General features: G+C 69.1%; 20 protein-coding genes and 1 tRNA gene. 10 read left to right on the top strand and 11 right to left on the bottom strand.

Going from position 1 to position 23,028, the window contains the following annotated elements:
- Positions 1-31: 31 nt before the first annotated feature.
- Positions 32-1,621 (bottom strand): molybdopterin-dependent oxidoreductase, encoded by a 1,590-nt coding sequence (locus J2X55_RS12365; RefSeq protein WP_309823758.1) that lies wholly within the window; start codon positions 1,619-1,621, stop codon positions 32-34.
- 79 nt (positions 1,622-1,700) lie between these two features.
- Positions 1,701-2,633 carry a DMT family transporter gene (locus J2X55_RS12360; RefSeq protein WP_309823756.1) on the bottom strand — a complete coding sequence of 311 codons (933 nt, stop codon included), beginning with the start codon at positions 2,631-2,633 and terminating at the stop codon, positions 1,701-1,703.
- Between the two features lie 80 nt (positions 2,634-2,713).
- Here J2X55_RS12360 and J2X55_RS12355 point away from each other — a divergent pair, with 80 nt between their 5' ends.
- Complete coding sequence (locus tag J2X55_RS12355; RefSeq protein ID WP_115919116.1) at positions 2,714-3,196, top strand: Lrp/AsnC family transcriptional regulator; 483 nt, start codon at positions 2,714-2,716, stop codon at positions 3,194-3,196.
- A gap of 37 nt (positions 3,197-3,233) precedes the next feature.
- Here the strand turns inward: J2X55_RS12355 and J2X55_RS12350 are convergent, their stop codons facing one another.
- The 4 genes from J2X55_RS12350 to J2X55_RS12335 all read right to left on the bottom strand — a co-directional run bounded on the left by J2X55_RS12350 (position 3,234) and on the right by J2X55_RS12335 (position 6,659).
- Entirely contained in the window at positions 3,234-3,419 is a 186-nt protein-coding gene (locus tag J2X55_RS12350) for a hypothetical protein (RefSeq protein ID WP_150958653.1), read from the bottom strand.
- 92 nt (positions 3,420-3,511) lie between these two features.
- On the bottom strand, positions 3,512-4,552 hold the full coding sequence (locus tag J2X55_RS12345; protein ID WP_309823755.1) for an aldo/keto reductase: 1,041 nt from the start codon (positions 4,550-4,552) through the stop codon (positions 3,512-3,514).
- 56 nt (positions 4,553-4,608) lie between these two features.
- The gene (locus tag J2X55_RS12340) at positions 4,609-5,646 is read right to left on the bottom strand and encodes a methionine synthase (RefSeq protein ID WP_309823753.1); all 1,038 of its coding nucleotides are present in this window, start codon (positions 5,644-5,646) and stop codon (positions 4,609-4,611) included.
- A 20-nt stretch (positions 5,647-5,666) separates the two neighbouring features.
- Positions 5,667-6,659, bottom strand: a complete 993-nt coding sequence (locus J2X55_RS12335) for a putative oxygenase MesX (RefSeq protein ID WP_309823752.1) — start codon at positions 6,657-6,659, stop codon at positions 5,667-5,669.
- Positions 6,660-6,775: 116 nt separating this feature from the next.
- Between J2X55_RS12335 and J2X55_RS12330 the strand changes: the two genes are divergently transcribed.
- Both J2X55_RS12330 and J2X55_RS12325 read left to right on the top strand, forming a co-directional pair.
- Positions 6,776-7,717 carry a LysR family transcriptional regulator gene (locus J2X55_RS12330; RefSeq protein ID WP_115919108.1) on the top strand — a complete coding sequence of 314 codons (942 nt, stop codon included), beginning with the start codon at positions 6,776-6,778 and terminating at the stop codon, positions 7,715-7,717.
- A gap of 215 nt (positions 7,718-7,932) precedes the next feature.
- Positions 7,933-8,532, top strand: coding sequence for a hypothetical protein (locus J2X55_RS12325; protein WP_115919940.1), 600 nt, complete (start codon positions 7,933-7,935; stop codon positions 8,530-8,532).
- A 55-nt stretch (positions 8,533-8,587) separates the two neighbouring features.
- Here the strand turns inward: J2X55_RS12325 and J2X55_RS12320 are convergent, their stop codons facing one another.
- Entirely contained in the window at positions 8,588-12,331 is a 3,744-nt protein-coding gene (locus J2X55_RS12320; RefSeq protein WP_309823749.1) for an immunoglobulin-like domain-containing protein, read from the bottom strand.
- 343 nt (positions 12,332-12,674) lie between these two features.
- Here J2X55_RS12320 and J2X55_RS12315 point away from each other — a divergent pair, with 343 nt between their 5' ends.
- The 7 genes from J2X55_RS12315 to J2X55_RS12285 all read left to right on the top strand — a co-directional run bounded on the left by J2X55_RS12315 (position 12,675) and on the right by J2X55_RS12285 (position 20,177).
- Positions 12,675-16,748, top strand: coding sequence for a LamG-like jellyroll fold domain-containing protein (locus J2X55_RS12315; protein WP_309823748.1), 4,074 nt, complete (start codon positions 12,675-12,677; stop codon positions 16,746-16,748).
- A gap of 148 nt (positions 16,749-16,896) precedes the next feature.
- A complete protein-coding gene (locus tag J2X55_RS12310) occupies positions 16,897-17,262 on the top strand; it encodes a DUF5684 domain-containing protein (protein ID WP_309823746.1) in 366 nt (121 codons plus the stop codon).
- 164 nt (positions 17,263-17,426) lie between these two features.
- Positions 17,427-17,756, top strand: coding sequence for a hypothetical protein (locus J2X55_RS12305; RefSeq protein WP_309823745.1), 330 nt, complete (start codon positions 17,427-17,429; stop codon positions 17,754-17,756).
- A gap of 191 nt (positions 17,757-17,947) precedes the next feature.
- On the top strand, positions 17,948-18,577 hold the full coding sequence (locus J2X55_RS12300; protein ID WP_309823743.1) for a hypothetical protein: 630 nt from the start codon (positions 17,948-17,950) through the stop codon (positions 18,575-18,577).
- A 133-nt stretch (positions 18,578-18,710) separates the two neighbouring features.
- A complete protein-coding gene (locus tag J2X55_RS12295) occupies positions 18,711-19,127 on the top strand; it encodes a hypothetical protein (protein ID WP_309823741.1) in 417 nt (138 codons plus the stop codon).
- 82 nt (positions 19,128-19,209) lie between these two features.
- Positions 19,210-19,665, top strand: coding sequence for a hypothetical protein (locus tag J2X55_RS12290; RefSeq protein WP_309823739.1), 456 nt, complete (start codon positions 19,210-19,212; stop codon positions 19,663-19,665).
- 155 nt (positions 19,666-19,820) lie between these two features.
- Positions 19,821-20,177, top strand: coding sequence for a hypothetical protein (locus J2X55_RS12285; protein WP_309823737.1), 357 nt, complete (start codon positions 19,821-19,823; stop codon positions 20,175-20,177).
- A gap of 70 nt (positions 20,178-20,247) precedes the next feature.
- Here J2X55_RS12285 and J2X55_RS12280 read toward each other — a convergent pair whose 3' ends face one another.
- From J2X55_RS12280 to J2X55_RS12265, 4 genes are all read right to left on the bottom strand, one after another.
- The gene (locus tag J2X55_RS12280) at positions 20,248-20,673 is read right to left on the bottom strand and encodes a hypothetical protein (RefSeq protein WP_309823735.1); all 426 of its coding nucleotides are present in this window, start codon (positions 20,671-20,673) and stop codon (positions 20,248-20,250) included.
- A 166-nt stretch (positions 20,674-20,839) separates the two neighbouring features.
- Positions 20,840-20,915: transfer RNA gene (locus tag J2X55_RS12275), tRNA-Lys, on the bottom strand.
- 39 nt (positions 20,916-20,954) lie between these two features.
- On the bottom strand, positions 20,955-21,971 hold the full coding sequence (locus J2X55_RS12270) for an iron chelate uptake ABC transporter family permease subunit (RefSeq protein ID WP_309823733.1): 1,017 nt from the start codon (positions 21,969-21,971) through the stop codon (positions 20,955-20,957).
- On the bottom strand, positions 21,968-23,020 hold the full coding sequence (locus tag J2X55_RS12265; RefSeq protein WP_309823732.1) for an iron ABC transporter permease: 1,053 nt from the start codon (positions 23,018-23,020) through the stop codon (positions 21,968-21,970). The genes J2X55_RS12270 and J2X55_RS12265 overlap by 4 nt, the downstream gene beginning before the upstream one ends.
- Positions 23,021-23,028 lie beyond the last annotated feature (8 nt).

The following is a 23,028-nucleotide window of genomic DNA, read 5'->3' as shown; positions in this document are numbered from 1 at the left end:
GGAACAGCGATTGACATTACCGGGCGGCGCCTTACGACGAGACGGTGACGAGCGTTCGCTGCCAGCCGCTGGATCCGTCGGGCGCGATGGGCGCCTGATCCTGGATCTGCAGGTTGCCCTGCTTGTCGGTGGCGCGGACCGCGATGTAGTGCGTGCCCGCGTCGGCGGTCCAGTCGAGCTTCCACTGCACCCACGACTGGTCGTTGATCGGGGTGGACAGCTGGGTCTCTTGCCATTCTCCGTTGTCGATGCTGACCTCGACCTTCTGCACGCCCACGGGCTGCGCCCAGGCCATACCGGCGATGACGACGGCACCGGCCGCGACGGGCGAGCCGATCTTGGGGGTGTCGACGCGCGATGACATCTTGATCGGGGCCTCGGCGGAGTAGCCGCGGGGGGTCCAGTACGCCTCGTCCTTGTCGAAGCGGGTGACGGTGAGCTTTGTGACCCACTTCGTCGCCGAGACGTATCCGTACAGGCCCGGGACGACCATGCGCACGGGGAAGCCGTGCTCGAACGGGAGCGGTTCGCCGTTCATCTTCACGGCGAAGATCGCGTCGAGGTTGTCGTCGGTCAGGGAGGCGAGGGGAGTGGATGCCGTGTATCCGTCGACGCTCTCCGAGAGGACCATGTCGGCATCTCCCTGGACGCCGGCCATGCGCAGCACGTCGCGGATCGGGATGCCGGTCCAGATGGCGTTGCCGACGAGACCGCCGCCGACCTCGTTCGAGACGCAGGTGAGGGTGACGCCGTACTCGTCGAGGCCCATGTTGACCAGGTCGTCGAAGCTGAGTTCGATCGGGTTGTCGACCATCCCCTCGATCGAGAGGCGCCAGGTCGTGGGATCGACGTTGGGGACCGTGAGCGCGGTGTCGACGCGGTAGAAGTCGCCGTTCGGGGTGATGATCGGGGTCAGGCCGTTGATCTCCCAGTTCGCCCCTTCGGGCACGGTCACCGTCGTGCGCGCCGCGGGAATCCTCAGCGCGTCACGGGCAGCGGCGACGGATGAGGTGGCGGTGTTCAGCACCCGAGCGCCGACGCCGACGATGACCGCGCCGACGGCGCTGATGCCGGTGAAGAGCAGGAACTGGCGCCGGTTGGCCCCGACGGCGTCGCGGTTGTCCGCCATGGCCGCAGAGACCCAGCGCCGCAGGCGCACGATCGCGAGCAGAAGGATGACGATGCCGGCGATCGTGCCGACGACCGGGGGGAGCCAGGCGAGAGCACCGGCTCCGGTGCGGGTGACGATGGCGGCGGTCGCGAGCACCCCGCCGATCGCGAGCAGGACCACTCCGACGTAACGGAACCGGTACTCGAGCACTCCGGCGACGGCGGCGGCGACGGCGGCCCCGAGGCCGACGCCGGCGAGCAGGGCGATCTTGTCGCTCTCGCCGAACAGCGTGATCGCGAGTTCTTTGAGGGGGCGCGGGACGATGTCGACGATGAACGAGCCGACCGCGAGGATCGGACTCGCGGAGCGGGCGACGAGCGCCGCGAGCGCCTCGGCGACGGCGAGAAGAGCGGCCGCCGACATGATGCCGGCCAGGGCTGCCCAGATCCAGGCGTGCGGGCGACGGACCGTGGTGGTCTTCTCGGTCCGGTCCGCGGTGTCGGTGGTCATGGCATCCCTCGTCTCCGCTCATCGCGCATACGCGACAAGTCTCTGGTCTTCTTCGGAGCGGAGGGCGAAACGGATGCCGTCAGAGCTCGGCGCCCGGGGTGCGCGCGGTCGCCGGGGTCAGGGCGAAGACCGCGACACCCGTCACGATGAGCGCCAGGGCGAGGCCGAGGCCCAGCCCGAGGGTCTCGCCCAGGAGCGGGACGGCGACGACGGCCGTGAGAACGGGGCTGAGGGCTCCGGCGGCGGCGGGCAGGCTGCTGCCGAGGTTCTTGACCGCCACGACGTAACAGGCCGTCGAGAGCAGCCCGGTCCCGACCCCCTGGATGAGGGCATAGGCGCCCACGGTGCCCAGGTCAGCTGTACCGGCGAGGAGGGCCGAGGGCAGGACGCCCGTGACCGCCAGCAGCAGAGCGGATGCGACGGACGTCACCGACACGATGACGATGACCGCGACCGGATCGAGGCGCGAGCGCGCGACCCCGAGCGTGTAGGCCGCCCAGACCAGGCCGGCGGCGAGCAGCACGACGATGCCGCCGGGCCCGGACGGTCCGCCGATGAACAGCGCGCTGGCCGCGACGCCCGCGACGATCGCGGCGAGGGCGAGCAGACGTCGACGTGACACGGTGCGGCGCGCGAACAGAAAGAGCAGCCCCGCGACGAACAGGGGCACGGTGCCCGGAACGAGCAGCCCGGTGAGCGCCGCGGAGGTGAGGTGCGCGCCCCAGGCGAACAGGAGGAAGTGCGGGAGCCCCGCCAACAGGACGAGAGCGAGCACGGCGGGGCGTTCGGTTCGCAGGGCGCGGAACGTTCGCGGGACCCACGGACTCAGGAGGACAGCGGGAACGGCGAAGCGGACGATCGCGGCATCCGCCAGGGTGAGTCCGGCGCCCTCGAGGGCGCGCGTGGAGAGAGCGAACGACGACCAGAGAGCGACGACGGCGGTGAGGGCCGCGATGCCGACGACGGTGCGGCGGGGCAGGGCGAGGGGGAGCGGAAGGGCGAACGTCGTCACCCTGCGAGCGTAGGAAGATCGCCGACGCAGGCGATTGCGATTCTTGCTCTAAACGTCTTCGTATTGGCAGAATCTGCCCTATGGACGCCCTCGACCGCATCGACCGACTCATCCTGCGCGAGTTGCAGAACGACGGGCGGCTCTCCAACCAAGAACTCGCCGACCGCGTCGGCCTCTCACCGTCGCCGTGTCTGCGACGCGTGCGTCAGCTCGAACAGGCGGGCGTCATCGAGGGCTACCGCGCGGTGGTCTCGCCGAAGGCGGTCGACCTCACCATCACGGCTTTCGTCCGCCTGCGTCTCGCTTCGCACGAGGGGGCGACCGTGGATGCCGTGGAGCAACGCCTGCGCGCGATCCCGCACATCGTCGAAGCGCATCTGCTCGCCGGCGACTGGGACTACCTCGTGCGCATCGTCACGCCGAGCTTCGAGGAGTACGAGCGGCTCCTCCGCGAGCACCTTCGCGCGATCCCTTCGCTGTCGTCGATCGACACGACCTTCGCGTTCGGGGTCACCAAGCCCGTCTCGCCCCTGCCGCTGGAGCCGGCCCCCGCGCACGCATAAGGCCCGGGTCGACGATCGCGACCCGGGCCCGGGCTCCTCAGCGCTGCGAGCGCTGCTTGAGAACCTTCGCCTGCACCTTGCGGCGGATCTTCTGCACCTTCGGGTCCTTCCAGACCCGGTAGGCGACCGTTCCCGCGGCGGCTGCGCGGCCGATCGCCGTCCGGGCCAGGACGGCTCCGGCGAGTCCGACCGCTCCGGTTCCGATCCAACGTGCGACACCCATAGCGCCTCCTCGATTCGCGTGTGGATTCTCACCTCACACGATCAGGGGCCGGACGCCGCGCCGCTTGCGCCGACGCCGCGGTTGTGCGTCGGTCAGCGCAGCGACCCGCCCGAGGGGGCGGCGAAGGGTTCGAGGGCGGCGATCACGTCGTCGCTCAACGTGGCCTTGCTCGCCTCGACGGCGTCGTCGATCTGGCTCGGGCGCGACGCCCCGATGATCGCGGTCGTGACCACCGGGTCGCGCAGCACCCACGCCACGGCCAGCTGCGGGATCGACAGCCCCGCCTCGCGGGCGACCCCGTCGATGCCACGGATGCGCTCGAGGTAATCCTCGGTGAGGGCGGACTCGTCGAGGAAGCGACTGTCGGCTGCTCGCGAGTCGGCGGGCACGGTGCCGTCGAGGTACTTCGCGGTCAGCAGACCCTGCGCGAGGGGCGAGAAGACGGCACTGCCGACCGAGAGCTCGCGCAGCGTCGGGAAGAGCTCCGCCTCGGGCGTGCGGTCGAACAGCGAGTACCGCGGTTGGTGGATGAACAGACGCACTCCCTCGGCGGCCAGCAGCTCGTGTGCGCGGCGCGTGAGCTCCGCCGGGTAGTTCGAGATGCCGACGTAGAGCGCCTTGCCGCTGCGTACGATATCGGCGAGGGCGGTGACCGTCTCTTCGATCGGCGTCTCGGTGTCGACCCGGTGCGAGTAGAACACGTCGACGTAGTCGGTGCGCATGCGGGTGAGGCTCTGCTCGAGCGAGCGCACGAGGTACTTGCGCGATCCGCCGTCGCCGTAGGGCCCCGGCCACATGTCGTACCCGGCCTTGGTCGAGACGAACAGCTCGTCTCGGTAGGAGCGCAGGTCGCTGTCGAGCACCGTTCCGAAGGTCGTCTCGGCCGCGCCGTAGGGCGGGCCGTAGTTGTTCGCGAGGTCGATGTGCACGACGCCCCGGTCGACGGCGTGGCGGAGGATCTCGCGCTGCGAGTCGAGCGTGCGGCCGCTTCCGAAGTTCTGCCAGAGACCCAGCGAGATGCGGGGGAGAGGGATGCCGCTCGCCCCGGCGCGCAGGAACGGCACGTCGTCGTAGCGGGTGGACGACGCGGCGAAGGCGGACGTCAGGCGGGGATCATCGGCGGCGATGGGCATGGTTCTCCTCGGCGGTGAAGGGGTCACCGTCGACTCTGCCACGGATCGCGCCGCCCTCAGGCGGGAACGCCCGCGAGCTCGTCGCGCAGGATGCCGGCGCCCGCCGACAGGGCGCTGAGCTTGTCGAACGCCACCTGGCGCGGAAGGGGCGCCATGCCGCAGTTCGAGCTGGCGACGAGCTTGTCGGCATCCACGAACTGCAGGGCACGTCGCAGGGTGTCGGCCACCTCTTCGGGGGTCTCCACCTCGTGGCTGGCCACGTCGATCGCGCCGAGCATGACATTCTTGCCGCGGATGAGCTCGATGAGGTCGATCGGCACGTGCGAGTTGTGGCTCTCGAGCGATACGGTGTCGATGCTCGAGCGCTGCAGCAGCGGGAACGACTCCTCGTACTGGCGCCACTCGGCCCCGAGCGTCGCCTTCCAGTCGGTGTTCGCCTTGATGCCGTAGCCGTAGCAGATGTGCACGACCGTCTCGGCGCGCAGTCCCTCGGCCGCCCGCTCGAGCGTCGCCACGCCCCAGTCCTTCATCTCGTCGAAGAAGACGTTGAAGGCGGGCTCGTCGAACTGGATGACGTCGACCCCGGCGGCCTCGAGCTCGCGCGCCTCCTGGTTGAGGATGGTCGCGAACTCCCACGCGAGCTTCTCGCGGCTGCGGTAGTGACGGTCGGCGAGGGTGTCGATCATCGTCATGGGGCCGGGGAGGGCCCACTTGATCGGGCGGTCCGTCTGCTGACGCAGGAACGCGGCATCCTCGACGAAGACCGGCTGGCGCCGGCTGACCGCACCCACCACCGTCGGCACGCTCGCGTCGTAGCGGTCGCGGATGCGCACGGTCTCACGGTTCTCGAAGTCGACGCCCTCGAGGTGCTCGATGAAGGTCGTGACGAAGTGCTGACGGGTCTGCTCTCCGTCGCTGACGATGTCGAGTCCGCGGCGCTCCTGCTCTTTCGCCGCGCTGCGCAGGGCATCGTGCTTGCCCTCGACGAGCGTGTCGCCCTCGAGCTCCCACGGCGACCACAGCACCTCGGGCTTGGCGAGCCAGGCGGGCTTGGGGAGGCTTCCGACGATGGAGGTGGGGACGAGGGTGTTCACGGTGGTCGCCTTCGGGGAGGTCATCGGGTCGGGAGGGCGTCGGAGACGAGCCACGCGTCGAGCACGGCGCGGTGGGGCTTCACGAAGTGCTCCTCGGTGTAGCGGCCCTGCGTGATGCCCAGGCGGCTGCGCTCTTCGCGGTCGTACGCGATGTTCGTGCGAGTGAAGTCCTCGTGGGCCAGCGTGGGACGGTAGACGTCCGCGGCGGGCTCGTGCGCGTTGTAGATCTCGGGGCGGTAGATCTTCTGGAACGTCTCCATCGTCGCGATCGTGCCGGCCAGCTGCAGGTCGGTGTAGTCCGCGAGCAGATCGCCGCGGAAGTAGAGCGCCAGCGGGGCGACGCTGCCGCGCGGCATGAAGTAGCGCACCTGCAGGCCCATCTTGCCGAAGTACTCGTCGGTCAGCGAGAACGAGTCCTGCGCGTACTCGTGACCCAGCACCGGGTGGACGACCCCCGTGCGGTGGTACGTCCGGCTCGTCGACACGCTGATGCACACGACCGGCGACTGCGTGTAGCGCTCGCGGTAGGCCTCGGAGTCGAGGAAGTGCTGGAAGAGCTTGCCGTGCAGGATGCCGAAGTCCTCGGGCAGCGTGAAGGCGGTGGCGCCGTCGTTGACGGAGGGGAGGAGCACGCTGAAGTCGTAGTCGCGGAGGTACGACGAGAAGTTGTTGCCGACGATCCCCTGGTGGCGTTCGCCCGTCTGGGTGTCGACGATGTGGACGTCGAGCACCTCGAGGAGGGGGAACTCGCGGTCGTCGCCCTCGTCGTCGAACCGCAGCTCGGCCGAGACGATGTCGAGCTCGACGCGGTAGCGGTCACCCGAGGGGTTGTCGGCGTCGGCGAGCTCGTTGAAGCGGCGGTCGATCATGGCGAGGGCGTTGCGCAGGTTCTGCTGGCGGTGCTCGCCCCGGGCGAGGTTTGCGAAGTTCGTGGTGATCCGCGAGCTCGACGACGGCGCATAGTCCTCGTCGAAGCGCGTGGTGGAGATGCGGAACGTGATGTCGTTCGCCATGTCGAGCCAATCGGAAGGGGCCGGGACGGCCGTGCGGTGATCGTGTCCTCATCGTCCCGCCGACGGCAGGTCATCGGGTAATTCCGCCCAGCTATGCCGAGATATAGCCTGGGTCTATGGCCAGACGCGCGAGCGGCATCACCCTGCAGCAGCTGCAGTACTTCATCGAGGTGGCGGCTGAGGGGTCGATCAGCGCCGCGGCCGACCTGCTCTACGTCGCGCAGCCCACGATGTCGGCGGCGATGCGCGACCTCGAGACGCGGGTGGGGAGAGACCTGCTCACCCGTTCGGCGCGCGGCGTCACCCTGACCGTCGACGGAGTGGAGTTCCTCGGCTACGCCCGGCAGGTGGTGGAGCAGGCGGAACTGCTGGAGCAGCGCTACCTGGGGCGACCGCCCTCACGACGCCTGCTCGGCGTCTCGGCACAGCACTACTCGTTCGTCGTGGACGCGTTCGTGCGGATGGTGAAGGCGACGGATGCCGCGGAGTACGAGTTCTCGCTGCGCGAGACGCGCACCTGGGACATCATCGAAGACGTCCGGACGCTGCGCAGCGAACTCGGCATCCTGTTCCGCAACGACTTCAATCGGAACGTCCTCGACAAGCTGCTACGGGACTCGGGGCTCGCCTTCCACCCGCTCTTCCGCGCCGAGCCGCACATCTTCGTCTCTCGACGCAATGCGCTCGCCGGTCGCGAGCGCGCGACGCTGGACGACCTGGCGGACCTCCCGCGTCTCACCTTCGACCAGGGCGCGAACAACTCCTTTTACTTCGCGGAAGAGATCCTCTCGACCCTCTCGAGCAGGCAGGAGATCCGGGTCTCCGACCGCGCGACGATCTTCAACCTCATGATCGGCCTCGACGGGTACACGATCTCGACCGGCATCATCAGCGACGATCTCGACCCCGAGATCGTGGCCGTCCCGCTCGACGTCGACGAGAGGATCGAGATCGGCTGGATCGGTCGCACGTCCATCCCCCTGACCGAGCAGGCGCAGCGCTACCTCGTCGAGGTGCGGGATGTGGTCGCAGGGTTCGGCGTGGAGCTGTTGGACTGAGAGTTTTCACGCCTGATGTGAGGCTTCACATGCGTCATCTTCGATGTGATGTGTTCCGAATACCTCGCGTTACGACGGTAATTTCCACCCGTCACGCCGCCGCACGATGAGAAGTCGATGAGAACCCTCACGCGCTCCTTCTCCACGGTGGTGCGTTGCGCTTATCGTCTCAGGACGCGGCGCCGATGCCGCGGACCATTCGAAGGAGAATGACCATGCAGCACGCATCCCCCCGATCCCGCCCCCTCTTCCAGCGCGTCGTCGTCGCGGCAGCGGCGCTCGCCGCCGTCGTCGCCCCACTGACGGTGACGTCGACCCCGGCAGAGGCCGCGGGTCGAATGACCTACACCCTCTACACCGAGGCGAACCCCACGGCCGATCAAGCCGACGCGTACAACCGCATCCGAGCGGCGATGGATGCCGCGGTCTCGCGCTACAACGAGTTCAGCGACTTCGATCGCCACCTGAACGTCTATTACGTTCCCGGGGTGCCCACCGCCGAGGCGAGCATCGACGGCACCATCCGCTTCGGCGAAAACCGCGGCTTCATGCAGGAGCGCACGGCCCTGCACGAGATCTCGCACACCGTCGGCAACGGCACGGCCAACGCCTGGTACGCGATGTGCCAGAACGGGCGGTGGACGGGCGCGAACGCCAACGCGAAGCTCGCCGAGTTCGACGGGGCCGGTGCGGTGCTCAACTGCGGTGGGTCGCACATCTGGCCCTACGGCCTCAATTACGACAACGAGATGTCCGACCTCAACGCCGACCGTCACGTTCAGATCATCTGGGCGATGATCGCCGACGGTATGTGACAGCACACGCGGGCGCCGCGCGGCCGAGGGGCTCGCGCGGCGCCCGTTCCTGTGCTCAGCTGCGGCGTGAAAGGGCGTGACGTCTCCGACGCAGCGCCAGCGCCGCCCCTCCGGTGAGGAGAGCCGCCGAGCCGAGGAGAACCGCAACCCCCGTCGTAGCAACACCCGTCTCCGCCAGCGACCCCGGCGCCACGACCTCGATGGCGAGCCGGCCGAGGACGCGGCCATCGCCCCGCACGACCTCGAGCGTGTGAGCGCCGAGGTCGAAGCCGGCGGGGACGGTGACTTGGAAGACGACGCGACCCGAGGCGTCGGCGGTGGGGATCCCGGCGATCGGAAGAGGCGTGCTCCGCAGGACGGCGGAGATCTGCTCGCCGCCGTTCAGCCCGGTCGCGGTGACCGTGAATGACTCTCCCGGAGCGACGCGTGTGGCGCTCGCCGTGGCCGTCGCCTCCGACACGGAGTCGCTGGGCGCGGGAGAGGGTTGCGCGGTGGGTTCGGGGGAGGGTGACGGTCCATCGGCGGGGACGATCGTGACACTCATCGTCACCGTGCGCAGGGCGGGGAGCACCTGCTCGTCCTTGCTCATGTCGAGCACGGGTCGGTCGCCGGCGGCCCAGTGCACGCGGCCGATGCGGGTGTCACGGCCGTTGCCTTCGACGCCGTCGCCCCAGGTGTGGAACACGTAGAGCTCGTTGCCGTCCTCGTCGGTGGTGACCGCGCCGTGACCCGGGCCCTGCGGGTAGGTGAGGTAATCCCAGACGCCGTCGGGCATCGGCACGCTCTTCATGAGCGGGGTGTTGTACTTGTGCCAGCTGTCGATGTCCATCAGATCGCTGTCGAGGTCGGCCCAGACGCCGCCGACGACATAGCGGGGGCTCACGCCGTCGCTCGAGTAGATGAGGAAGATCTTGCCATCGCGCTCCATCGCGAACGAGCCTTCGGCCAGGCGCAGCTCCCACGAGAGCGACGGCGAGATCACGGGTTTCGCCTCGCCCACGATCCGGGTGGGATCGGCGGGGTCGACCTTCGCGATCCACGTGAGCGGGTCGCCGAAACCGGGGGAGGTGTAGCGCTGCGACCACGTGTAGTAGGCCTGCCCGTTCGCCTCGAAGTAGGTCATGTCGAGGCTGATGTTGCTATAGCCCTCGCGACCGAGCGCTGTCCCATCGGCCTGCAGGACCGGTGCCGGCTTCAACCAGTCCGACGGGTTCGCGGGATCCCCGCCGTCGCGGAGCTGCATGATGTACGACTGCACCGTGCGCCAGTCGGCGCCGTCGTTGGCCTGCGAGTCACCCGAGTTGAAGCACGGCGAGAACAGGATCGACAGCGTGCCGCCGATCTCGTGGATCTCGGGTGCCCAGTAGCAACCGGCGATGGTTCGACCGTCGGTGGTGGTGTCGCGACGCGTCCAGCGGTTCAACAGGTCGACCTCGCGCTGGGCTCCGCCCGCGGCATCCGACAGCCCGTCGAGCGTGTCCGCGACGCGGATGGGCAGGTGGGGTGAGGCGATGTTGTTGTTGTTCGTGTCATCGGTCGCGATGAAGAGGTACTGCGTGCGGCCGTCGCGCTCGTACCGGTAGATGGTCGGGTCGGCGCGGTTGGCGGCGAAGGGGACGCTGTAGTCCTTCTGCCGAACGGTGCCCGTGACCGTGACGGTGCCCTGGGCGGCGGCGCGCGCCGCCGCGAGCTCGTCGGCGTTCCAGTCGACGGGCAGGGTCGCGGTCGACCCGTCGCTGTACGAGAGGTTGGCGCGCGTGCGGTCGAGGTCGTCGCCGGCGCCGGCCGTGATCGTCACTGGCGCGACCGAGACGGCGGTGTTCACGACGCGGTCGTACCGCTGGGTGAGGGCCGCGGCGATCGTTCCGTTGACCGGCAGCATGCCGCCGGGCTCGGCATTCGCGACGCGACCCGCGAACGAGCCCCAGGACGGATCCGCGACACCGAGCGGGGAGCCGGCGATGACGTCTCCGCGGTTGCCCGTCGAGACGACGCGGCTGCGCGTGCCGTCGTCCTCGGGATTGAAGAGGTCGGCGACTCGCTCGGTGCGGGCGAGGTCGGTCACGGTGGTGTACCGGGCCTGGCCGTTGCGGTCGGCCCACGACACGAGGTAGCGCTGCTGCCCCGAGTCCCACACGGCGCGCGGAGTGACGACTCCATCGGTGGTCCCCAGGTCGATCGTGCCGAGCTCCGCGAACTGCGAACCCCGGTCGTCTTCGGCGCGGAACACGAGCGCCCCGCTCGAGGCCGTGGCATCCGGTGTCCCCGACATCTCGACGCGCGTGGCGATGAATCCGAGCCGGCCGTCGGCGAAGAAGAACGGCGAGGGGGAGCCGATCCCGCGCTGCTCGACGTTGTCGAGGCCCACGTGCTCGCCGCGCGCGAAGACCACGCCGTAGTTGTCCTGCAGGGGCTGCGCGGTGTCGGCGGACGAACCCACCGCGAGGTGGATGCTCCGCGCGACGGTGTCCTGGTTCGCATCGTGGTCGTTCGTCGGCGTGCGGGTGTACGCGACCAGGCTCTGCGCCGTGGCGGGATCGAGCACCGTCACGGTGAACGTCTTCGAGAACGTGGTGGCTCCCCAGGTCGCGGAGGCGGTGACCTGGGAGGTGCGGTCGCCCGAGCCCGGGTTCACGAGCGCCCCGTCCGCGACGGTGTCGCCGCTCCAGCGCAGGTCGACGCCCGCGACGGCCGGGAGAGAGGTTTCGGATGCCACGATCGGCGGCACGACGAGAGACGCGCTCAACCGAGCCGAGAGGTCGGCGGCGGAGTCCGCCTTCACGGTGACCTGTGCGGGCGCACCGGCCGCCGAGGTGCCCGCGAAGGTCGCCGTCGGTGTCAGCGTGACGGTGGCGTCGGGTGAGCCGGGGGCGGGGCGGGTCACCCGTCCGTCGGTGGAGACGACGGTGGGCGCGCTCGACGCCCACGCGATCGACGAGCCGCCGGCCCCGGTGCGGGGGAGCGTCAGGTCGGCGGTGACGGCGGAGGTGTCGCCGAGGTCGACGGCGGCCGCATCGGCTCGCGCGATCGCGTCTGCCGCGGGAGCCGCGATCGCTCGCACCTGCTCCGCGTCGAGTGCCGCGCGATCGACGCGGACGTCGTCGACGGCGCCGGCGAAGAACGGGTCGCCCGGGTACAGCGACTTGCCGACGAGCCCCGAGAACACCGAAGACCCGACGGTGGCGGCGCCCGTGGCGGTCGTCGCGGTGGAGGCCACGGCCTCGCCGTCGACGTAGGTGGTGACGCGCTGCCCCGACTGCAGGGCGACGGCGATGTGGCTCCACCGCGTCGACGACGCGGGCCCGTTTCCGGTCGCCCTCTGCTCGGTGCCGGATTTCACGGCGCCGATCAGGTTCCCCCCGCAGCGCGGTGTCGCGAAGAGGTACCGGTCGTTCGAGCTGCCGAGGCTGTACGCCCACGCGCAATCCTGCCCGCCCGACCAGCGGACCCACGCCGAGATCGTGACGTCGCCCGTCGAGGTGTCGGTCAGGCCGGGCGCGATCTCGACGAAGGCCGCCCCCGACGTCGACGTCCCGCCCGGCAGCGAGAGCGCGCGGTCGGATCCGCCGCGCGGGCCCTCGACGACACTCGCGCCGGCGCCGCGCAGGGTTCCGGCATGGGCTCCGGCGGCATCCGGGATCTGAGCCCCGGCGGCGAGAGAGCCGGTGTCGATGCCGTCGAAGTCGTACAGGAGGGCGGCCGCGGGGACGGCGGCCTGTGCCGGAGCGATGCCGGTGACGAGCCCCGCGCCGACCAGAGCGGCGGCGAGGGCGAGAGCGGCAGGGCGACGTGAACGCATGCGGGGAGCCTTTCGGGCGAACGGCGAAGCGTCGCGTCCGGGTCGCCGGTCCGGCGACCGAGACCGCACGTCGTCGTGGCGGTCCTGGCCGGGATTGCGGTTTCCGGCCTGGGTCGCGACCGACACTAAACAATGCGAGGCGGAAGGCGCAAGCGGAATGTGAACCTTCACTCATGACCGCATTGTTGCTTGACCTCGTCGCACGGCACTTGTAGCTTGCTCGTGAGTGTGAGCGCTAACAGGCGCCGACTCGGAAGAGCAGCAGGGTTGCCGGTCTTTCGTTCTCGGCGACGGGCGCCGCATCGCCTGCCCGTCCCCGCACCGAACGGAGCGTCCTGCCCCCATGCGCGTCCATCGTCTTCTCGCCGCCGGCGCCGTCGCCGCGGTCGCCGCGTCGACGTTCGTCACGACCCCCGCGGCGCTCGCCGCGAACGTGCCCGAACCCGGCTTGCACTACACCTTCGACACCCTCAGCGGGACGCTCGGCGCCGGCACCGCGATTCCCGACACCGGCACCCGCTCGCCTCGGGCCGACGGATCCGTCGTGAACGGCGGGATCACGATCGTCCCCGGCGTCACGGGAGCCGCGAGCGACAAGGCCATCCACCTGTCGGGCGGCCGCAACGACGCCGACGCGGTCGCGTCGTACGTGTCGCTGCCGAACGACATCGTCGCCTCCACCGACACCGCGCTGACCGTCAGCCTCTGGACGAAGTGGGAGGGCGCGGGCAACGGTGCGTGCCAGCTCGCGTTCGGCCTCGGCCGCTCGACGACGAAGAACGTCCTGGCCTCGACGAGCTGCAATGGCACCTATGGGGCGGTGTCGGACGGATCGGGGGAGCGACGCGTCGGGAACGGCGGAGCTGCCCTCCCGGTGGGGCAGTGGGCCAACGTCACGCTGGTCTTCCAGCCCGGGCAGCGCCTGAGCTACTACGTCAATGGGCAGCTCGACGGGGCGGATGCCGATCTCACCGGCATCACGCAGACCATCGACGCCGCTCTCGGTCAGAACGGTGTCGGCGGCTACCTCGGGCGCTCGTTCTGGGACGACCCCTTCTACGTCGGAGCGATCGACGACGTCCGCATCTGGAACAGCGCGCTGTCGGCCGACGACATCCGCAGCGCCGGAGCAGACGGCTACCGCGCCGTCCTGGCATCCGACTCCGTGTCGCTCGGCGACACCTCGAGCGTCGACCGGGATCTGCAGCTCCCGGCCTTCACGGCGGCCGGCTCCTCGATCTCGTGGGCGACGAGCAACGCCGAGGTGGTGGCCGCCGACGGCACCGTCACGCGTCCCTCCGCCAGCGCCGGAGACGCGACGGTCCAACTGACGCCGACCTTCACCCTCGGCGGCCAGACGCGCGTCGCCCCGGCCATCGCGGTGACCGTGCGCGCACTCTCCGCGACGGAGCAGGATGAGGCCGTCCGCCAGGTCGCCGACGCCCTGCCCTCGCAGGCCGGGCTCTCCGGCGACGTGCGCGGTTCGATCACCCTTCCCGCGACCGGCGCCGATCTGAAGCGCACCTTCTCGTCGGCACAGGCCGGTGAGGTCGAAATTTCGTGGTCGTCGTCCGACACCGCGGTCATCACCGACACCGACTCGGGCGTCTCGCCCGACGTCGTGGCGAAGGGCCGCGTCACGCGCGGCACCGCCGACACGGCGGTGACGCTCACCGCGACCCTCCGCCTGGGGGAGGCGACCCGCACCGTCGAGCTGCCCGTCACCGTGCTCGCAGCGTCCGAGCACACCCGCGAAGACGACGAGGCGTACATGTTCGTGTACTTCCGCGACAACAGCATCGACGGCGAGAAGATCCGCTTCGCCGTCTCGGAGGGCAACGACGCGCTCAACTGGCGCACGTTGAACAACGCCAACCCCGTCCTGGAGTCGACGAAGGGCGACATGGGTCTGCGTGACCCGTTCGTGCTGCGTTCGAAGGAGGGCGACCGCTTCTTCCTCATCGCCACCGACCTCTCCGCGGCGCGGAAGGGCTTCCCGACCGACAACGGCAGCCGCTACCTCGAGATCTGGGAGTCGACCGACCTCGTCAACTGGGGTGAGCAGCGTCACATCGAGGTGTCACCGCCGAGCGCGGGCATGACGTGGGCGCCCGAGGCCCACTACGACCCGACCATCGACGCCTACGTCGTGTACTGGTCGTCGCGCCTTTTCCTCGACGACGCGCACACGCAGGAAGACGGCAACGGGCCGCAGATCCTCATGGCGACGACCCGCGACTTCGTGAACTTCACTCCCGCGGTGCCGTACATCAAGTCCGGCGACATCCCCGGCCTCCGCGCGACCAACGCGGGACTGATCGACACGACGATCATGGAGCGCGACGGCGTCTACTATCGCTTCACGAAGGGCACCGAGCAGACCGCCTGCCGTCCCGACATCGTGGCGGAGAAGGGCACCGACCTGCGTGCCCCGTCGTCGTCGGGCGAGTGGACGAAGTTCGACACGTGCCTCTCGGCGAACGCGGGGCTTCCCGAGACCGAGGGGCCCTCGGCCTTCCGATCCAATCCCGGCGACATCAACGGCGACCGCAACTACGTGCTCGTCGATTGGTACGGCGGCGGTGGCTACATCCCGCTTTACACGGAGTCGCTCGAAGAGGGGAAGGTCGACTGGAAGGTTCCCGCGAAGTACTCGCTGCCGCCCTCCCCGCGGCACGGCGTCGCCTTCGGCATCACCCGAGAGGAACGCGATCGCCTCATCGCGACGTACAACCCCGAGCAGCTCGTGACCTCCGTCGAACCGCTGTCGTACGAGGTGGCCCCGGGTACCAGCTCGGTGGCGTTGCCCGCGACGGTCAAGGCCGACCGGTCCGCCGGCGCGATCGACGTCGGCGTCACCTGGGAGCCGCAGGACCTCTCGGCCCTGAAGACCCCCGGCGACAGCGTGCAGATCCGCGGCGCGCTGAACGACGGCTCCGTGACCCCCGCGATCGCCACCGTGACCGCGGTGGGCAGCCCGGTGGCATCCACTTCTCTGTCGATCGGCTACGACTCGGGCGCCCTCGCCGTCGGGGCGAGCACCTCGCTCACCGCCGCGGTCGCTCCCGCCAACGCCGACCAGAGGGTGACCTGGACCTCGAGCACCCCCGCGGTGGCGACGATCGACGGGTCCGGTCGGGTGACCGCGGTGTCGGCCGGCACGTCGACCATCACGGCCACGACGAGCGACGGCCGCACGGCGACGCTGACGCTGACGGTGGTGACGGCCGAGGCCGATCTGCTGCTGCGCTACAGCTTCGACGGACTGGATGCCACGACCGACGGCTCCCGCGTGACCGACGTCTCGGGGAACGGGCACGACGCGACGATCCGCGGCGCGGGTGCCACGACCGCGCCGGGCGCCCGGGATGCGGCCGGGGACTCCGCCCTGTCGTTCCCGGGCGGCCGCGCGGGCTCGAACGCGGCCTACGCGACGATCGCGGGAGACGTGCTGCCCGACGGCACGCGCGATCTCACCGTGTCGACATGGATGAAGTGGGACGGCGCGGCCGCCTGCGAGTGGCCGCTGTCGCTCGGATCGAGCACGACGAACTACCTCTTCACCAGCGCGGACTGCGGAGGGGTGGCCGCCGCGATCAAGTCGGGCTTCACCGAGAACAAGTCCGGCGCGGCCGCCCTGCCCATCGGTACGTGGGCGCAGGTCACCCTCGTGCTCACGGGCAAGAAGACCCTGACCACGTACGTCAACGGCGCGAAGGTCGCCGAGATCGCCACGATCTTCGACGCCTCCGACCTCGAGGCGACCGGCGGCATCGGCGGCCTGCTGGCCAAGTCGCAGTACGGGGCGGACAGTCTCTACGGCGGGGACCTCGACGAGGTGCGGGTCTACGGACGGGCGCTGGATGCCACCGAGGTCGGCACCCTGTTCACGAAGGGAACCCTGGTGACCGAGGTGACTCCTTCGCCGGAGCCGTCTCCCGACCCGTCGACCTCGCCGGACCCGGCGGTCTCTCCCTCGCCGAGCGCCTCCGTGCCCGGCCAGCCTGCGGCATCGCAGAGCCCGTCCGCGGGCCCGACGGCAACGGCGAGCTCGACGCGCGTCGAGCAGGGTGGGTCGTTCACGGTCTCGGTGACGGGGCTCGCGGCGGGCGAGCAGATCAGCGCAGTGCTCAACAGCCAGCCGCTGACGATCACCGGCATCCCGGCCGCGGATGCTCGCGGCGCGGTCACCTTTCGCGTGACGGTTCCCGCCGACTTCGCGATGGGCGCGCACACGCTCGTAATCTCGCGGGCCGACGGCTCCACTCTCTCGCGCCTCGGCGTGCAGGTGGTCGCAGCCGGAACCCTCGCCCGTACCGGCGCTGAGCTGCCCTGGGGCCTCGGCCTGGGCGCGTTCGCGTTGATCGCGGCGGGTGCGGGGCTGGTGGCGCTGCGGCGTCGGTCGCGGGTGAGCTGATCGCTTGGTCGTGGGCCCCGTCCTTGGGGCAGGGCCCACGACAGCTGACGCTGAATCGGTGCGTGTGCCTCCGCCACCGCGGTGGGAGCTTCGTCCCTAGACTCACGCCATGCTTACTTTTCTCGAGGCCGCGCCTCTTCTTGCGAACATGCAAACCACGGATAACTCCGGGTCGACCGTCGGCGGTGCAATCGGCGGTGTTATCGGGTACATCCTGTTCGTCGCTGCGGTCTGGCCACTCTTGAGAAAAGCCGGGCAACCCGCATGGACGGCGCTGATTCCCGTCGTCGCCGCGTTCTTCATCGTCCGCGCCGCGGGTCTGTCCGCGTGGTGGACGCTGCTCTACCTCGTCCCCATCGTCAACATCGTGTTCGCCGTCATCGTCGCCCTACGGCTGGGGCGAGCATTCGGCCACGGCGCTCTCTTCTCGATCGTCCTACTCTGGCTGTTCCCGCTGATCGGATACTTCATCCTCAGCTACTCGCGTGACACCCACAACGCCGGCCGTATCTGAGAGGGCCTCACAAGCTCGTCGTCGCTCTAGGGTGCATCCGCAAGGCGGCTCTTTGACGACGTCAACCAGGGTCGGACGAGGTCGCGCATGACACCCCGCGGCATCACCACCGCATACTGCGTCAGCCCTTACGCGAGCCCCGCATGGGTTCGCCGGGTAGCCGGATGAGCCGACTCGATTTTCTCGGTCCGCTTCGCGACGAGTTCGAATGCGGGTACCTGAAGGAACTGACCCTGCGATACCTGCGCCCGCTCAAGCGCGGCGTAGAGATCGAGTTCTCCAGCTCAGCACCCGTTCCGGGTGTCTTTCGCATTCACGTTCCCCTGCCCGAACACGTGGGGGATGAAACGTGGAACGCTTTCGACGACACGACGACCAGCGTTCGTGAATGGACACGCTGGGGCATCGCCGTACCCGTTCGAGAGGCCTACGACACTCAGGCCCGATCCGGGCTGGTGGATGCTCAGGGCAGAAGAACGCTGCACATGCCGTAACGGTCGGTGCGGGGCTGATGGTGCTGCGGCCTTGGTCGCGGGTGAACTGACTCCTCGATTGTGGGCCCCGTCATCCCGGCGGGGCCCACGATCGCGCGGGCGGGTGGGTTACGCTCCACACAGGACTGGGGGCTGGGGGACTCATGGTCAGTGCGTCGGAAAACGGAGGGCGCCTCACCGATGTTGCTCGTGTGCGCCTGTCGACGGTGCCGCCCGAGTTCCGGTTTCGCGCGGTCTCGTCGGTCGGGATCGTGCTGTGCGGGCTGACCCTCGGCATGCTGATGACCTTCCTTCCGTTGTTCCGGCGGGAGCCGTCGACTCCGCAATGGTTCTGGCTCATCGGCAGCGTGGCATTCGTCGCGTACGTGCTCTGCATTCAGGGAATCTCTCTCCGCCCCGTCCGCGCCGCCCTAGGTGAACGGCTTCCTCACTCGAGCGAGGCGGCCGTGCTCCTCGCGGGCGTGACCGTCTCGCAGAGCTCACAGCCGGCGGGTGCGGCCAACGGACCTCCCGTGAAGCCCTCTCGAGGCTGGCTGTGGCTGGGCGATGGAACGCTGACGGCCGCGACCGTCGACACGACATTGCGTATCGTTCAGCCGTCCGACGTGGTGCGCGTGGCGCGCCTGGACATCCTCGGCGGGTTCTTCTTCGAACCGCAGCTCGCATTGTGGCTGCGGGATGGCAGCGTCATCGAGGCCCAGCCCACCCGATCCGGCGTGACGAGCATGTTCCCCTACGGCCGCGCCCGGACGAACGCACTCGTGCACCGCCTCGAGGACTTCGCCGGCATCGGTGGTCCATCCGCTCGTTCTGATCGGTGAGGTCGAGTGACGGTCGTGGAGGGCGGACATGTTCGAACGAGGTAGGCGCGCGAACCTTCTCCGTGCGGCGAGCGTGGCCGTTGTCGCGACGGCGTGTCTTGCGCTCGTTGCCGGATGTGCTCCTCTGTGGTCGGTGCCAAACGATGACCCCTTGTGGGTGAAGGCGAGCGACCAGACCCTCGACTTCGTGTGGTGTGGCGAGAAAACTCGTCGATACGCCTCCCTGCAGGTGCGGATAGAGGCGACCGGTGCTGAACCATCCGGGATGTCTTCATTCGTGGCGGGTGGGGTTTTCGACCTGGAAAGGGGGCAACGGTTCAGCATCCAGCAGCCCCCTGAAGGGGCGGCTTGGCAAGAGCCGGACCCTGCCGTGGTGACGAACGGTGTCAGCGCGATCTTCGTCTATACCGGCAGCAGTGCGAAGAACCTCGACGGCTTGCGTGTGACCTTCGACCTCGAGCGAGCAGATCCGAAGCCGGCGGGCTTCGATTGGTTGGGCCCGAGCGGGAGGTGGCTCGAGGATCCATGCGGGACCGGCACCTCGCGGTAGGTGGCGGTCGCGTCACTGATCGGTGTGAGTCCCGTCGGGATTCCCACCCGCGCTTCATCACTCCAAACGGGGAATCCCGCACATGAGTCTCACCGGCATCACGAGGTCCGTATCAATAGCGATCGGCTGCACCGCCGTGGTGGCGGCCTTGACGTCCTGTGCGTTGGATGACAGATCGGTACCGGACCAGGTTCCGCTTCCCGCGACCTGGATAATGACTGATCCGGACGTGCCTCGTGGATTTCAGGATCCGACCGACCCGACCTTGTCGAAGTTTGTACTGAGAAAAGACGGCACGGCTGAGGTGTGGAATGTGCCGCAGGGTGAGGTGGGTGATTCCGACACTTGCATAACCCGTTCGGAGGGTCTCTATAGTGGCGACGCCACATGGCAGGTAACGGGCGACGGTGTCCTGCAGCTGACGTTCGGTGAGGCCGTCATGTTCTGGGCCAACAGGGGCTTCGGCGGGTCCGTCGACTGGATGAACCTCACGCTGGCTGACTGTGCCGAGTCGGGGAGGGATACCTACGGCGGTTGAATGTGTCTCCACCCGCTTCTGCGTTTGCGCGCCTGTTTATCCGGGGGCGCAACTCGTGGCCGGTCATCGGTGCCGGCATCGGCGCGTCAATTGATCTCACGCGTCGTGGTGCATCGGGCTGTCGGGCGGGGCCCCACGAGGTTAGCGTGAAGTGGATGCCGCTCGCCCCCGACCGGGAGATGGATATGACGACCGACCTCGCCGTGCGATATGCCGGTAAGCCCCTCCTCCGGCTTCTCGACGCGTACGTCCTCGACGCTCTGGGGGCGCTGGACGAGCGCACGGCCCGCGCGAACGAAGAGATGGCTCCGAAGATCATCGCCGCGTTGAACGTCTCCGCCTCGACCTGGCAGCAGGCCATCGAAGCCTCGATGGAGATGCCGCCGAGTTCGGCACAGGAACTCCGGGTGAAGTGGGAGCAGTACGTGCACGAGGCGCTCGCCGCTGGTGTGACGCCCGACGTGCTCGCGTGGACGCACAAGATGGTCGACGTGCGGTTCGATCAAGACTGACTTCTCGCCCGAAGAGGATCGGCGCGAAACAGTCGCGACCGCAACTTCCCTGCGAGACCCTCTGTGGGAGCTAGCGCGGCGTCCATTGCCACCATCGCGAGTGATGCTCGCCTTCATCGACGCGGAATCCTCTTCCGCAGATGGTGCACTCGCACTCGTAGGTCACCGGCCACCCCGAACGATCCTGAGTGAGCATTCTCACGTGACCGCGTTCCTCTTCCCTCGTCGGGTCGAAGGCGAGGAGACGCCGGTAGTCGTCGCACCAGCACTTCCATGCGCGGTAGTTCTGCACTTTGTCGAGGGCGTGGACCAGGGCGTCTCTGTTCGAGAAGATCATCCCGCCGAGTTCGATGTTCGCCGTAGCCCGTTCGATGGCGGGAAGCGCGGGACGGAGATGCTCCAGGACGTTCTTGTCCCGCGTCCCGATGATGTCCCACGAGGCCTGCCAGATGCGCTGCGGGTCGCCGGAGAGAAAGTCGGCGAGGGGGTCGGCCATCTCGTCAGACTATGGCGGCGAGCACCCGGTGGGGGAATCCCCCCTAGCGCCCGTCGGCGTTCTGAGATCTCGACGACAACCGCCCCAAGGAACGGGGGCGGGGATGCGACTACTGAGGCAGGAGCACTCGTACATCGCTCTAGGCGAGTTTCGAGTGTCGCTGACGTGGTGGGCCCCGTGGGGCTCGAACCCACGACCCGCGGATTAAAAGTCCGATGCTCTACCGACTGAGCTAGAGGCCCTCGACGACCAGCCTACCGGCCTCGCGGGGGCGCTCGTGTTCACCTCCGTCGGCGCGACACGATCCAGAAGAGGTACGCGCCGCCGACGACGGCGGTCAACAGCCCCACCGGGATCTGCAGCGGAGCCAGCGCTCGCTGGGCGATCACGTCGGCGACCAGCAGCACTGCCGCGCCCGTCACGGCGGAGCCGACGAGGGGAATCCCGCTCGTTCCCATCGTGCGTCGGGCGAGCTGGGGTGCCGCGAGGGCGATGAAGCCGATGGGTCCGGCGACAGCCGTCGCGGTGCCCGTCAACAGCGCGGCGACCACGATCAGCAGCAGGCGGACCCGACCGGTGCGTACGCCGAGCGCGACCGCGGTGTCATCGCCCAGTTCGAGAGCGCGGAAATCCCGGTACATGATCACCAGAACGAGCGACAGGATGCCGATCGTCACGAGCAACAGCCCCACATCGTCGAACGAGGTGGCCGCGAGGCTCCCGTGCAGCCACTGCGTCGCGTTCCGTGCGATCTCGAGGGGAGCGCGGGTGAGCAGGTAGTCGTTGACAGCTGACAGCAGGGTCGACAGGGCGATCCCCGCGAGGATGGTCCGCTCCCGAGAGACGCCGACGCTCCGGGCGATGGCCATGACCACGACGACGGTGAGCAGCCCGCCCATCCACGCGCCCGCCGCGGGAGACGCCGTCGGAGCGAGCAGCGTGAGGCCCACGAGGGCTCCCGTGGCGGAGCCGGCGCTGAATCCGATGATGTCGGGGCTCGCGAGCGGGTTGCGGGCAAGGGTCTGGAATACGGCGCCGGCCAGTCCCAGCGCCGCGCCGATCGCGAGCGCGGCGAGCACCCGCGGTACCCGCAGCCCCACCACCACGACGGTGGTGCGTCCGTCGCTCTCACCGGTGAGAGCGGATGCCACTTGCTCCAGCGACGCGTGAAAGGAGCCCGTCGTGAGGCCCACCACGGCGGCGATCGAAGCCACGACCAGGGTGGTCACGAGAACCAGGGCGTACCGGCGACGCCTCCGTGATCGAGCGGACGTGCGCAGGGGCGTTCCCAGGCTCACGGTGTCTTCGTCTTTCGCAGGATGAGCCACAACAACAGCGGGGCACCGAGGAAGGCGGCAACGATTCCGGCCTCGACCTCACCCGGAAGAGCGATCACGCGTCCCAGCACGTCGCTCGCCAGGGTTAGGGCGGCGCCCGTGACGGCCGCGAGGGGGAGCGAGACGCGCACCGAAGTACCGACCGCCCCGCGCACGGCGTGCGCCACGAGCAGCCCGATGAAGGCGAGGGGACCGGCAGCCGAGGTCGCGGCGGCGCAGAGCAGGGTGATCGCAGCGCCGGCGCCGAGCATCACAAGTGGCGGAGAGACGCCCAGCGATCGGGCCAGGTCGCTTCCGAGCTGCAGCTGATCGAGACCGCGCGAGACGAGAAGGGCCAGCACGATCCCTACCGCCGCGAACGGCAGCAGCTGCACGGCCACCGTGGGGTCACGACGCTCGAACGACCCGACGGCCCAGAAGCGGAACGACTCGAACGTGTCGTCGTCGACCAGAGTGATGATCCGGACGACCGCACCGAGACAGGCGCTCAACGCGACGCCCGCCAGGACGAGGCCGATCGCGTCGTCGCGGCGGTCGCCGCGGGCGGCCGCGTGGACGAGCAGCGACGCTCCGGCGGCGCCGACGAACGCGAACCAGACGTAGCCGCTCGCGGTGGCGACGCCGAAGAATCCGATGGCGACGACCACGCCCAGCGCCGCGCCCGCATTCACGCCGAGCAGGCCCGGGTCGGCCAGGGGGTTCCGCGTCGCCGCCCGCATGAGCACGCCCGCGATGCCGAGACAGGCGCCGGTGAAGATCGCCGTGAGCGTTCGGGGCAGACGAAGTTCGTGGACGATGACGCCCGTGGCATCCCGTCGATCTGTGAAGAGGGCGGCCAACACGTCACCGGGCGCGAGAGCGCGAGAACCCACGGCGAGGCTCGCGAGGATCAGAAGGGCCAGGATGCCGCCCACGGCCAGGGTGAACACGAGGGCCCGCGCAGGCGAAGAACGTCGGCGCCGCGCGAGGTGAGCCACGCCCGGGGTGGCGGGCGGGTGGACGTCGAGCACAAAGGTAA

Origin of the sequence: Microbacterium sp. 1154, from assembly GCF_031455375.1 — a bacterium.
Taxonomy (GTDB): domain Bacteria; phylum Actinomycetota; class Actinomycetes; order Actinomycetales; family Microbacteriaceae; genus Microbacterium.
Note: the sequence above shows the minus strand (reverse complement) of the source record. Positions and strands in the feature narration are given on the sequence as shown.